Consider the following 12,879-nt stretch of genomic DNA (forward strand, 5'->3'; position numbering starts at 1 on the left):
ATTGGGACCTGTGCCACTTCTGTCCTGCCGGACACCCCCGAAGATGAGACCGGTCGTCCACCACGCGCCCGGCCAGAGCAGTGGGGGGTCAATGTCCGGCAGGACAGAGGGCGCGCTGCGTATTCCGAGAATTCGCCCACGGCCGACGCCCTCCGCTCTCGGAGTGCGCCCGGTGCTCCGCTGCGCGATCTTACCTGCCGCGCCACTTCTGCTATTCTTTGCCCGCGAGGGTTAGCGTGCGTGTCGGCGCCGGCCTGTTCGCGAGCGAGGGAACAACCGAAAATGTGGAGCGAGTTCAAGGAATTCATTGCCCGGGGCAACGTGATGGACCTTGCCGTGGGCGTCATCATCGGCGGCGCGTTCGGCCTCATCGTCAGCTCGCTGACCGAAGACATCATCATGCCGATCGTCGGGGCAATCTTCGGCGGCTTCGACTTTTCCAACTATTTCATCCCCCTGACCTCCGGCGTTACCGCGGCCACCCTGGCCGAAGCGCGCGAGCAGGGCGCCGTCTTCGCTTATGGCAACTTCCTCACCGTCGTCCTCAATTTCCTCATTCTCGCCTGGATCATCTTCCTCATGGTCAAGGGCGTGAACAATCTGCGCCGCAAGCAGGCCGAGACGCCGGCAGAGCCGCAGGCGCCGCCGCAGGACGTCCAGCTCCTCACCGAAATCCGCGACCTGCTTGCCGAAAGGCGCTAGAAGCGGCACGGTTCTTACGCTGCCGCCGTCCCGGCGGCGGCGCTTCAACAGGATGACACGAATGGACCTGCAGGAAAGCTTGCGCGGGCAAGCGCGCGCGGCGCCCAGAAGCGGCATCATCTCCGTCGTCGAGCATGCCCGCGGCCGCCCGGACCTCATCCCGCTGTGGGTGGGCGAAGGCGACCGGCCGACGCCGGATTTCATCCGCGAGGCGGCCAGCGCGAGCCTTACCGCCGGCCACACCTTCTACACCTGGCAGGGCGGCATTCCGGAGCTGTGCACCGCCCTTGCCCGCTATCACGAACGCACCTTCGCCCGCGCGTTTACGCCGGAGGAATTCATCGTCACCGGCGGCGGCATGCAGGCGATCCAGCTGGCACTCCAGGCGGTGGCGGGTGCGGGCGACGAGGTGGTCTATGCCAGCCCCGCCTGGCCGAACTTCTCCGCCGCCCTCGGCATTGCCGGCGGCAAGCCCGTTCCCGTGCCGCTCGACTTTTCCGAAAACGGCTGGAGCCTCGACCCCGCCCGCGTCGAGGCCGCCATCACCCCGAACACCCGCGCCCTCTTCGTCAACACGCCGTCGAACCCCACCGGCTGGGCCGCCGACCGCGCCACGCTTGAAGCGCTGCTCGACATCGCCCGCCGGCGTGGCCTCTGGATCATCGCCGACGAGATCTACACGAAGTTCTTCTATTCCGCCCCGCGCGCCCCCTCCTTCTTCGACATCGCCACAGACGAGGACCGCATCCTCTACGTCAACTCCTTCTCCAAGAACTGGGCGATGACCGGCTGGCGCATCGGCTGGATCCGCGCCCATCCGGCGCTCAAGTCCGTCTTCGAGAACCTCGTGCAATATTCCACCTCGGGCGTGGCCGAGTTCATGCAGCGCGGCGCCGTCACCGCCCTTGAGGAGGGCGACGCCTTCATCGCCGAGCATGTGGAACGCGCCCGCGCGGGCCGCGACCGCATCATTGCCATCCTGCGCGAGACCGGGCGCGCGCGGCTCGCCGTGCCGGAGGGCGCCTTCTATCTCTTCTTTGCAATCGACGGCATCGAGGACACCCCGCGTGCGGCGATCCGCATCGTCGAAGAGACCGGCGTCGGCCTTGCCCCGGGTGCGGCCTTCGGCCCCGGCGGCGAGCGCTTCTTCCGCCTCTGCTTCAACCGCCGCACCGACCAGCTCGTGGAGGCGGCGGAAAGGCTCGCCGCCTGGCTGAAATAAGCTCCATAGCGTTCAGGCCATGCCACCTCCGCGACGTCATCCCGGCTTCGCGGAGCGAAGGCCGGGATCCATTCCGGAACGTGGAAGAGCCACGGAATGGATCCCGGACAGCCTTCGCCCTCTGGGCTCCGGCTTCCGGGATGACGGCGTCAGGCGAACCGGCCTGAACGCACCTCGACCAAACCCGCGCCTTCCGCCCCATCCTCGCTTGCCGCCGCCTGACGGCACTGCTACATGCCGGCCATGACCGAAACACCCACATCCCGCATCCGCAATTTCTCCATCGTCGCCCATATCGACCACGGCAAGTCGACGCTCGCCGACCGGCTCATCCAGATGACCGGCTCGCTCGAACAGCGCGAGATGAAGGAGCAGGTGCTCGACGCCATGGACATCGAGCGCGAGCGCGGCATCACCATCAAGGCCAACACGGTGCGCCTCGAATATGACGCGCGCGACGGCCAGCACTACGTCCTGAACCTCATCGACACGCCCGGCCATGTCGACTTCGCCTACGAGGTGTCCCGCTCCCTTCGCGCCTGCGAGGGCTCGCTGCTGGTCGTCGACGCAAGCCAGGGCGTCGAGGCGCAGACGCTGGCCAATGTCTACGCCGCGCTCGACGCCGACCACGAGATCGTGCCGGTCCTCAACAAGGTCGACCTGCCCGCCGCCGAGCCCGAGCGCATCAAAAGCCAAATCGAGGACGTCATCGGCCTCGACGCCTCCGACGCGCTGCAGATCTCGGCCAAGACCGGGCTGGGCGTCGACGAGGTGCTGGAAGCCATCGTCACCCGCCTGCCCCCGCCGCGCGAGGGCGACGCCGCCGCCCCGCTCAAGGCGCTCCTGGTCGATTCCTGGTACGACGCCTATCTCGGCGTCATCGTGCTGGTGCGCATCATCGACGGCCGGATGAAGAAGGGCCAGACCATCCGCATGATGGGCACGGACGCCAGATACCCGGTCGACCGCGTCGGCGTCATCACGCCCAAGATGGTCATGGTCGAGTCGCTCGGCCCCGGCGAGATCGGCTTCATCACCGCCTCCATCAAGGAGGTGGCCGACACCCGCGTCGGTGACACCATCACCGAGGACAAGCGCCCCACCGAAAAGCCGCTGCCCGGCTTCAAGCCCGCCCAGCCGGTGGTCTTCTGCGGCCTCTTCCCGGTCGACGCCGCCGATTTCGACGCCCTGCGCGCCGCCATGGGCAAGCTCCGCCTCAACGATGCCTCCTTCTCCTTCGAGATGGAGACGTCCGCCGCCCTCGGCTTCGGCTTCCGCTGCGGCTTCCTCGGCCTCCTGCACCTGGAAATCGTCCAGGAGCGGCTTTCCCGCGAGTTCGACCTCGACCTCATCGCCACCGCGCCCTCGGTCGTCTACCGCATGAACCTGATCGACGGCGAGACGGTCGAGCTCCACAACCCGGCCGACATGCCCGACCCGGTGAGGATCGCCACCATCGAGGAGCCCTGGATCCGCGCCACCATCCTCACCCCCGACGAGCATCTGGGCGCGATCCTGAAACTCTGCCAGGAGCGCCGCGGCGTCCAGGTGGACCTGTCCTACGCCGGCACGCGCGCCATGCTCACCTACGACCTGCCCTTGAACGAGGTGGTGTTCGACTTCTACGACCGCCTGAAATCCATCTCCCGCGGCTATGCCAGCTTCGACTACCAGCTCACCGACTACCACGAGGGCGATCTCGTCAAGATGTCCATCCTCGTCAACGCCGAGCCGGTCGACGCCCTCTCCATGCTCGTCCACCGCTCCCAGGCCGAACGCCGCGGCCGCGCCATGTGCGAGAAGCTGAAGGAGCTGATCCCCCAGCACATGTTCCAGATCCCCGTCCAGGCCGCCATCGGCGGCCGCGTCATCGCCCGCGAGACGATCCGCGCGCTGAGGAAAGACGTGACGGCCAAATGCTACGGCGGCGACGTGACCCGCAAGCGTAAACTTCTGGAGAAGCAGAAGGAGGGGAAGAAGCGGATGCGCCAGTTCGGGAAGGTGGAGATCCCGCAGGAGGCGTTCATTCAGGCGTTGAAGATGGGGGATTGAGGTCTTAATCTATAGATGCGGTACTGCAATTCTGTATCGTCCAAGATCTTGTTCAGCTAAATCGTTGTGGAATTTCGGTGTGGATGGGACTTTTCTTTGGAAGTCTTCGTAGAATCTTGGGTGAAAATGTTCGACCACAAAATGCAGAAACTCCGCTATCCCAAGCCGTGAAGTAACCGGAATTCGGCAATTTGGTATATTAACGTGCAAGTGAGATGCCGGATGGTTTTCACCCGCCTCTTCCGGAGCGTACTCAAATCTCACAAGAGCCTTTCTGGACGTGTTCATATATAGATCGGGAGACGGAAGATCACCGACGCCCTCTCCCTCAAGAACATCTATATCTCTAATTGACGGTAGATAAGAAAACCTATGCCAGGTTATTTTTGTATTTTTCAAACGGTATTTTATAAACACCATACTTCCATCGTGTAGAAGAAGAGAATACTTTCCCTCGTCAAATGTATCTATATAATGTCGCAGCGAATTCTCGTATTCAGGAATATACGCTGATGTCTTTCCAGTATCCCCAACCTCCACCAGCAGCAGGTTGTGTCCCAATGGAACTGTCCGAATGGGCTTTGATTGAGCAACAAACCCAATCTCCACTAAGCGCCCTATAAATTCATTCAGCGTCGTCGGCTTCATTTACAAGCGACCTGAGCGCATTGGCGACTTCATCGGGTAAATCGCTGATGGACAAGCGACCCTCTTTTATAAGCGGTAGAATACGGGAGAGGCTTTCCAGATCTGCCTGAATATTACGCACTTCGGCATCTGATACTTCGCGGTATCGTGTCTTAATACGGCTCAGCTCCCGCTTCGTTGGGTACCTAAAGCTTAGCGCATATTCCTCTTCCCTAATTGCATTGAATTCCTCACCCAGTGCATCCATTTTGCGACCGCAACCGCTCACCCTAACCCAAGCCTTGGACCGGGTAATTGCTGTAAATAATACATTGCGCAATGTGCCGATGTTGAAGCCATCAAAGCAATAATCTGCGCCAACCACGTATACCATCGGCGCCTCATTCCCCTTTGCACGATGTATGTGAGTGATCGCAACAGACGATTTTGCAAACACCTCGTCAGTTGATTGCGTAACACCAACAATGTGTGATTGCACTCCTGCCCCTGCCAAGGCGCGCATAACGGCCCCGCCTTTAGATCGTATTTTTCTGATTTCGCTAACGATAATTAGAATATCATCCGGCTCGAGTTCGTCTTCATCCAGGTTCTTGCGAATCGCTTCTGACAACGATCGAAATTCCTCTTCTTCAGAAGAATAACACGAAAATTTTACTGCATCACTCTCTTCCAATATATCGGTAAAAAACGAAGGCGTTGCAGATGGAGAACGCCTTAGGACCACTTGATTCCCAAGCTCCAGTTGTCCGCTCATCAATTCATACCCGATATCCCTCCAGGTAGTTGGGTTCTGAAACATCTGGACTAGACCTTTCTCACGTTCAATCCCAAATCCGAGCCCGTGCGCAGTGGTCAGAGCCCATTGCGTGTTCCTATAGCAAACAGGAAGCACTATATCCTGTTTTGGCTGATCGTCCTCGTTCACCAAATTAACTATAGGATGATTGTTTTTCTTTCGCCCAAATAAGTCTTGAGGGGATGGCATCTCTGTATCGTTCAAGGTCTGAAGTTCATCGTATGCATAGACGATACGATGAGGAGGTTTTGAAAACAAATATATAAGCTCGAAGAACTTTTGCGGCAGATCCTGTGCCTCGTCTACCAAAACAGCGTCATATATAGGCTCTACATTGACGCCATTCTTTTTAATAAAGTCATAAAGCTCGTTTATAACTCCCTCGAACTCCTTACCCATCGGAAAGCGATCTCTTGCATACTGATATGTGCGCACGGGGGCACCAGCAGACTCAGCCATCTCCGCATACATTCCACGGGTATAAGAGCTCCCCCAGGCATGCAATATGGTGAGTCGATTCCAGTCGGGCTCATCCTTCACAAATTCAAAAGAGAATCGTCGAACTAATCCGGTAAGCTGTTGGTAAAGCGAACGAGTATAAAAAGTTAATGCAATACGCCATCTTGGATTCTTAAGATGAATATAAGATGCTTTCATTGCTAATACGATAGTTTTACCGCTACCTGCCAATCCTCTGATGCGCTGGGGTCCGTTCGGAAACTCTATTGCAGCTCTCTTTTGTGCTGCATCAAGATTAGCTATCTTTCCTTCGAGTATCTTTATCTGGCTACCCTTTGAATTCGGCTTGGAAATATCTGAACGATTTTTTCTTGGCCTAAGTGTTGTTGTACGCTCAATTACAGAATTTAAAATCTCATATTCACTTATATCAATTTTCTGGAATTCACTTAGTGCATTTGTTATATTTTTTGTTGTGCTGACTATTACCTCCTCCTCTTTTCCATCAAAATCCTCAGAAATTGTTACTATATTTATATTGATTTTAAGTCGCCTACGACTTACAAGACGTCTATCTTCAGTTAATTTGGAGGTAATCGCCGAAAAAATTCTATCCTGCGCATCAAACACCTTTTCCGGAATTCCGCTATCGTAATTTAGGTGCAAATTCGATAGATCAAATGCAACTATACCTTTATCCAAACTAGTAAGGAGTGCGTCTATCTGTACAGATCCATTGCTAGAAGTTAAAATCGGATAGCCTATGAATAAAGTCCCGTTAAGTGTCAGTTTTTTCATCTCGGAGACGAGTGTTTTTTGGGTCTCTGTCAGAGACTCTTCGCCATATACTACTTCTATCATTTTAATACTTCTAACCAGGAACTCGATTCTGAGGCACTCAGTCGTGTAGCATCATAGGGCGATCTGCTGCTCAGTCCAAGAGGCGAGGCCAGCGGATACTAAGTTGCGACTGGCAGTACCGACGCGGCTCTGCAGTTGAGTGTGTCGATGTTAGTATGTGGTGTTGCCGCATGGATATAATTTCGCTGGCCATTTCGCTAACCAACTGATCTCAGTTGCCTTCCTAATTTCACTTGCCTTAAGTTGTCCACGCCGCATTACAGATACCCTATTCTACCCCAGCCCATCCCGCGGGGACGCAGGTCGCGACGGTGATCTCGTGAGGATGGGCCGGCGCCTCCGGCGGGCCGCGAACGTGGCGGCTTGCCCGGGGAGGCTCCGCCCAAGGGTTCCCCTGCCGCCACTACGAGCGGCGCGTGCCGGACGGTGCACTTTAAAGGGGAGCCGAGGAAGGACGGGCAAGCGGTGTCCTGAGCTTGTCGAAGGGCCGCCCGTCGTGGAAGTGCAAGGGCCGCAAGGCTTGGCGCTTCCGGATTCGGCTCCCTGGAAGCGGAACGGGCGGAGACGAAAATCGCCGGACGGGCGGCCCGAGGGTCGCGACAACATACTGACGAGCGATCCCTTCGGCCGCCCGTCTCCCCGGATTTGGCGAAGCCCGGCCTTGCGGCGCGGGAGGGTTGGTGCGCGCCCGTGCGGGCGGCGCGGAGAAGAGGAGCGCGGCAATGGCAGGCAGGAAGAAGCGCGGATACGTTCCCCGGAACCTGAAGAAGGATCCCTGGCCGGTCTTCGACTACGCCTGCCCGCCGCGCGGGCCGGACGAGCCGGAAGCCTCCTATGCGCGGCGCCGGGAGGACGCCGAAACCTACAATGAATCCTGCGGGGTCTATCTCGGCCTGTTCCAGGACATGCTCACCTATTACGGCCACCACCGCACCTGCCGTGTGCGGCTTTGCCGGCGCAAGGGCCGCTGCGCGGGCCGCCGCAACCCGCACGACCGGGCGCTGATGCTCGGCGTTTTCGTGCCGCCCTGCGTCCCGCTCGAAGAAGAGGTGATCGCGCCGCTCAAGGCCGAGGTCGACAGCGCGCTGAAGGCCTATGCCGCGGCAAGCGCGGAGGCGGCGCGGAAATGACCCGCCGCGCGCACCCGGCAGGCTCCGGCGCGGCGCGGTCTTGCCGCCCGGCCGGAAGGAAGGGCGGGGAGAAGGCGCGCCGCCCGCCTCAATACCCCGCTTCGCGGTCGACGAGGTTTTTCAGCGGCTCGCCGCGCTCGAAGGCGGCCATCTGGGCGAGCATGGGCGGCACCAGATGCGCGGGGTCGGAGCTGGCGGCGGCGTGCGGGGTGAGGAAGACGCGTGGGTGCGTCCAAAGCCGGCTCTGCTTGTCGAGCGGCTCGCGCTCGAAGACGTCGAGGCTCGCCTCCTTGAGCGTTCCCTCCTCCAGCGCGCGCAGGATGTCCGCCTCCTTCTGCAGCGGCCCGCGCCCGGCATTGATGAGGCACGGGCCGCCGAGCGGGCCGTCCTGCCTCAACCGGGAAAGGAGGCCGTGGTCGATGATGCCGGTCGTCGCCGGCGTCAGCGGCAGGAGCACCACCAGGATGTCGGTGGCGGCGAGGAAGGGGGTGAGCCCCGCTTCGCCGGAAAAGCCGTTCACGCCGTCGAGGCGCCTTTCGCGCCGGCTCCAGCCATTGACGGTGAAGCCCAGCGCTTTCAGCGCCGTGGCCGCCGCGCGGCCGAGCACGCCGAGGCCCATGATGCCGACCGCGACCTCGTTTGCCGGCGGCTGGGGCGGCTCGTGCCAGCGCTTTTCCGCCTGCTGGGCGCGGTAGGTGATGCCTTGCCGGTGATGGTCGAGCACGCGCCAGGAGACATATTCGACCATGTATTGCGTCAGGTTCTCCGCCACCACGCGCACGATCGGCGCGTCGGGCAGGTGCGGGTCGGCGAGGATGTGGTCGACGCCGGCGCCGATGGAGAAGATCGCCTTGAGGTTGGGCAGGCGGGAAAGCAGGCCGGGCGGTTGCTTCCAGACCACCGCATAGTCGATCGTCGGGTCTTCCGGCCCGTCCGGCTCCAGCACCACGGTGCGCTCCTTCGCCAGAAGGTCGTACCAGCGCTTCGGATGCATGCCGGTCATGGAAAGCAGGACGCGGCCGGCGGCCGGCTTGTCTGTCATCTGTCGCTCCCCCTTATTCGCTCACGACGCCGCCGGGCACCGCCTGGATCTCGAAGGCGGCGGCGATCAGCGCCTTGGTGTAGTCCGTCTTCGGCGCGCGGAAGATCTGGTCCGCCGTGCCGGCCTCCACCACCTTGCCGTTGCGCATCACGATCACCTCGTTGGCGAGCGCGCGGATCACCTTCAGGTCGTGGCTGATGAAGAGGTATGCGAGGTCGTGCCGCTTCTGCAGGTCGCGCAAGAGATCCACCACCTGCGCCTGCACGCTCATGTCGAGCGCGGAGGTGGGCTCGTCGAGCATGACGAAGCGGGGCCGCAGGACCATCGCCCGGGCGATGGCGATCCTCTGGCGCTGGCCGCCGGAGAACTCGTGCGGGTAGCGGAAGCGGGCCTCGGGGTCGAGCCCCACCTCCTTGAGCACGGCGACCACCTCCGCGTCGCGCTCCTCGTCCGACATCTTCGGCTCGTGGATGCGCAGGCCTTCCTGGATGATCTCGGCGACCGACATGCGCGGACTCAAGCTACCGAAGGGGTCCTGGAAGACGATCTGCATCTCTCGCCGCAGGGGCCGCATCTGGCGGAACGACTTCTCGTCGATGCGCCCGCCGGAAAAGCGGATCGCGCCCTCGGAGCCGATCATGCGTGACAGTGCCAGGCCGAGCGTCGTCTTGCCCGAGCCGGATTCGCCGACGACGCCGAGCGTCTGGCCGGCGCGCACGGTGACGTCCACCCCGTCGACGGCCTTCACGTGGTCGACGGTGCGCCGCAGGAAGCCCTTCTTGATCGGGAACCAGACTTTGACGCCGTCGCCCTCCATCACCTTCTCGGCCGAAAGGTCGGCCTTCGGCGGCTCGCCCTTCGGTTCGGCGGCGAGCAGGTGGCGCGTGTATTCGTGCTTCGGGTTCTCGAAGATCTCCGCCGTCGGCCCGCTCTCCACGATCTTGCCGCCGGTCATCACGCAGACCCGGTCGGCGACCTTGCGCACGATGCCGAGATCATGGGTGATGAAGAGCATGGCCATGTCGTTCTCGCGCCTGAGGCGGGCGAGAAGTTCGAGGATCTGCGCCTGGACGGTGACGTCGAGCGCCGTCGTCGGCTCGTCGGCGATCAGGAGGTCCGGCTCGTTGGCGAGCGCCATGGCGATCATCACGCGCTGGCGCTGGCCGCCGGAGAGCTGGTGCGGGAAGGCGTCGAGGCGCTTTTCCGGCTCGCGGATGCCGACCTGGTTCAAGAGTTCCAGCGTGCGCGCCTTGGCGCGCTTGTCGCCCATGCCCTGGTGCAGCTTCAACACCTCGCCGATCTGCTTCTCGATGGTGTGGAGCGGGTTGAGCGAGGTCATCGGCTCCTGGAAGATCATCGTGATCTCGTTGCCGCGCACGCGGCGCAACTCGGTCTCGTCGGCGGAAAGCAGGTTGCGCCCGCCATAGAGGATCTCGCCGGAGGGGTGACTGGCCGCCGGATAGGGCAAGAGCTTGAGGACGGAAAGCGCCGTCACCGATTTGCCCGATCCCGATTCGCCCACCAGCGCCACGGTCTCGCCGCGGGCGATGTCGAATGAGACGCGGTCGACGGCCAGCATCTCTTCCCCGCCCTGCTGGAAGGCGACGGACAGATCGCGGATCGAGAGGAGGGGCGCGGCGGTCATTTGAACGTCTTCCGCGGATCGAAGGCGTCGCGCACGGCTTCGCCGATGAAGATCAGGAGCGACAGCATGATGGACAGGCTCAGGAAGCCGGTGATGCCCAGCCAGGGCGCGTCAAGGTTGCGCTGGCCCTGCCTGAGCAATTCGCCGAGTGAGGGCGAGCCCGGTGGCAGGCCGAAGCCGAGGAAGTCGAGCGAGGTGAGCGTGGTGATCGAGCCGTTGAGGATGAAGGGCAGGAAGGTGAGCGTGGCGACCATGGCGTTGGGTAAAAGGTGGCGGAACATGATCGTGCGGTTGGCCACGCCGAGCGCGCGCGCGGCCGAGACGTATTCGAAATTGCGCGCGCGCAGGAACTCCGCCCGCACCACGCCGACGAAGGCGACCCAGGAGAACAAAAGCATGATGCCGAGCAAGATCCAGAAACCGGGCGGCAGCACGGCGGCGATGATGAGAATCAGGTAGAGAACGGGAATGGACGACCAGATCTCGATGAAGCGCTGGAAGAGAAGGTCCGTCCAGCCGCCGAAATAGCCCTGCACGGCCCCCGCGGAAACGCCGATCACGGCGGAAGCCGCGGTGAGGATCAGGCCGAAGAGCACGGAGATGCGGAAGCCGTAGATGACGCGGGACAGAACGTCGCGCGCCTGGTCGTCGGTTCCGAGCCAATTCCAGTTGCCCGGCGTGCAGCGCGGGTCGTCGACGCTCTCAGTGTAGCGCTGGCAGCGCTCCTCCTTCGTATAAAGCCAGGAGGGCTTTGCGGGTGCCGCCTCGGGGATCTCGCTGTTGACCGTGCGGTAGGAGTAGCGGATCGGCGGCCAGACCATCCAGCCATTGGCCTTGATCTCCTCCTGGATGAAGGGGTCGCGATAGTCCGTGACCGCCAGGAAGCCGCCGAACATCTCCTCCGGATAGTCGACCAGCACGGGCACGAGGACCTCGCCCTTGTAGGAGACGAGGATGGGCTTGTCGTTGGCGAGGAACTCCGCGAACAGCGAAAGGATGAAGAGGACCAGGAAGATCCAGAGCGACCAGTAGCCGCGCCCGTTGGCCTTGAAGTTCTGCCAGCGCCGCTGGTTGATCGGCGAGAGCCAGGGGCGTGAGACCTTCCGGCGCACGCGCTCCACCTGGGCCTTTGACTGCGTTTCAGACATCTAGACGTCTCTCCGCTCGAAATCGATGCGCGGGTCGATGAGCGTGTAGGTGAGATCGGAGATCAGGCTGATGATGAGTCCGAGCAGCGAAAAGATGTAGAGCGTGGCGAAAACCACCGGATAATCTCGGTCGACGACGGAACGGAACCCCAGGAGGCCGAGCCCGTCCAGCGAGAAGATGCTTTCGATGAGAAGCGCCCCGGTGAAAAAGGAGGAGATGAAAGCGCCGGGAAAGCCGGCGACGATGATGAGCATCGCATTGCGGAAGACGTGGCCGTAGAGTACCTGTCGCTCGCCCAGCCCCTTGGCCCGCGCGGTGATCACATATTGCTTGCGGATTTCATCGAGGAAGGAGTTTTTCGTGAGCAGCGTCGTCGTGGCGAACGCCGACAGGACCAGCGCCGTCAGCGGCAGGGTGAGATGCCAGAAATAGTCGAGGATGCGCTGCGGCCAGGAAAGATCGGCCCAGTTGTCCGACACCAGCCCGCGCAGGGGAAACCAGTTGAAGAAGGAACCGCCGGCGAAAAGCACCATCAGGAAAATGGCGAAGAGGAAGCTCGGGATGGCGTAGGCGACGATGATCACGCCGCTCGTCCAGACGTCGAAGGTGGAACCGTCCTTCACCGCCTTGCGGATTCCGAGCGGGATCGAAATGCCGTAGGAAATGAGCGTGATCCAGATGCCGAGCGAGATCGACACCGGCATCTTCTCGATGATGAGATCCACCACGGAGATGTCGCGGAAATAGCTCTCGCCGAAGTCGAAGCGGATATAGTTCCACAGCATCATGAAAAAGCGCTCGTGCGCCGGCTTATCAAAGCCGAATTCGCGTTCGAGCTGTGCGATGAACTCCGGATCGAGCCCCTGGGCACCGCGATAGCGCGATTCGCTGCCCGAGGTATCGAAGCTTTCGGAGCCGAGATCCGCTCCGGCACCGCCCAGCCGCGCGTCGGCGCCGCCACCCTGGCCCGTAACCTGGGCGATGACCTGCTCGACCGGGCCTCCGGGGGCGAACTGCACGATAATGAAGGTAATGGCCATGATGCCGAGCAGAGTCGGAATCATCAAAAGCAGCCGGCGGAGAATATAGGCGCCCATCAGCGAATGGGCTCCCCGCGCCGAAGAGATCGCGAGCCTGTGGCCATGGTTCCCGTTATCCTATGCTGCATTCCCG

At 61.3% G+C, this 12,879-nt stretch carries 10 protein-coding genes; 4 read left to right on the forward strand and 6 right to left on the reverse strand.

Translation table 11 applies throughout. The annotated features are described in order from the left end of the window. The first annotated feature begins 282 nt into the window (after positions 1-282). The 3 genes from mscL to lepA all read left to right on the forward strand — a co-directional run bounded on the left by mscL (position 283) and on the right by lepA (position 3,976). Positions 283-702 (forward strand): large conductance mechanosensitive channel protein MscL, encoded by a 420-nt coding sequence (gene mscL / locus SIN08_RS23175; RefSeq protein WP_322453986.1) that lies wholly within the window; start codon positions 283-285, stop codon positions 700-702. A gap of 61 nt (positions 703-763) precedes the next feature. Next, positions 764-1,924 carry a pyridoxal phosphate-dependent aminotransferase gene (locus SIN08_RS23180; RefSeq protein WP_322453987.1) on the forward strand — a complete coding sequence of 387 codons (1,161 nt, stop codon included), beginning with the start codon at positions 764-766 and terminating at the stop codon, positions 1,922-1,924. Positions 1,925-2,167: 243 nt separating this feature from the next. Beyond that, a complete protein-coding gene (gene lepA, locus SIN08_RS23185; protein ID WP_322453988.1) occupies positions 2,168-3,976 on the forward strand; it encodes a translation elongation factor 4 in 1,809 nt (602 codons plus the stop codon). 9 nt (positions 3,977-3,985) lie between these two features. Here the strand turns inward: lepA and SIN08_RS23190 are convergent, their stop codons facing one another. Together SIN08_RS23190 and SIN08_RS23195 are read right to left on the reverse strand one after the other, a co-directional pair. After that, the gene (locus tag SIN08_RS23190; protein WP_322453989.1) at positions 3,986-4,624 is read right to left on the reverse strand and encodes a DUF2290 domain-containing protein; all 639 of its coding nucleotides are present in this window, start codon (positions 4,622-4,624) and stop codon (positions 3,986-3,988) included. Beyond that, positions 4,602-6,740 (reverse strand): DEAD/DEAH box helicase, encoded by a 2,139-nt coding sequence (locus SIN08_RS23195; RefSeq protein ID WP_322453990.1) that lies wholly within the window; start codon positions 6,738-6,740, stop codon positions 4,602-4,604. The genes SIN08_RS23190 and SIN08_RS23195 overlap by 23 nt, the downstream gene beginning before the upstream one ends. 722 nt (positions 6,741-7,462) lie before the next feature. Here SIN08_RS23195 and SIN08_RS23200 point away from each other — a divergent pair. Next, positions 7,463-7,870, forward strand: a complete 408-nt coding sequence (locus SIN08_RS23200; protein ID WP_322453991.1) for a hypothetical protein — start codon at positions 7,463-7,465, stop codon at positions 7,868-7,870. Positions 7,871-7,958: 88 nt separating this feature from the next. Here the strand turns inward: SIN08_RS23200 and SIN08_RS23205 are convergent, their stop codons facing one another. The 4 genes from SIN08_RS23205 to SIN08_RS23220 are packed head-to-tail and all read right to left on the reverse strand — an operon-like array spanning position 7,959 to position 12,803. Beyond that, on the reverse strand, positions 7,959-8,912 hold the full coding sequence (locus SIN08_RS23205) for a glyoxylate/hydroxypyruvate reductase A (RefSeq protein ID WP_322453992.1): 954 nt from the start codon (positions 8,910-8,912) through the stop codon (positions 7,959-7,961). Between the two features lie 13 nt (positions 8,913-8,925). After that, complete coding sequence (locus SIN08_RS23210) at positions 8,926-10,557, reverse strand: ABC transporter ATP-binding protein (protein ID WP_322453993.1); 1,632 nt, start codon at positions 10,555-10,557, stop codon at positions 8,926-8,928. After that, the gene (locus SIN08_RS23215) at positions 10,554-11,705 is read right to left on the reverse strand and encodes an ABC transporter permease (RefSeq protein WP_322453994.1); all 1,152 of its coding nucleotides are present in this window, start codon (positions 11,703-11,705) and stop codon (positions 10,554-10,556) included. Before SIN08_RS23215 ends, SIN08_RS23210 begins: the two co-directional genes overlap by 4 nt. Beyond that, entirely contained in the window at positions 11,706-12,803 is a 1,098-nt protein-coding gene (locus SIN08_RS23220; protein ID WP_322453995.1) for a microcin C ABC transporter permease YejB, read from the reverse strand. Positions 12,804-12,879: the final 76 nt, after the last annotated feature.

The sequence above is a fragment of the Chelativorans sp. M5D2P16 genome, assembly GCF_034427935.1.
GTDB lineage: Bacteria > Pseudomonadota > Alphaproteobacteria > Rhizobiales > Rhizobiaceae > Chelativorans.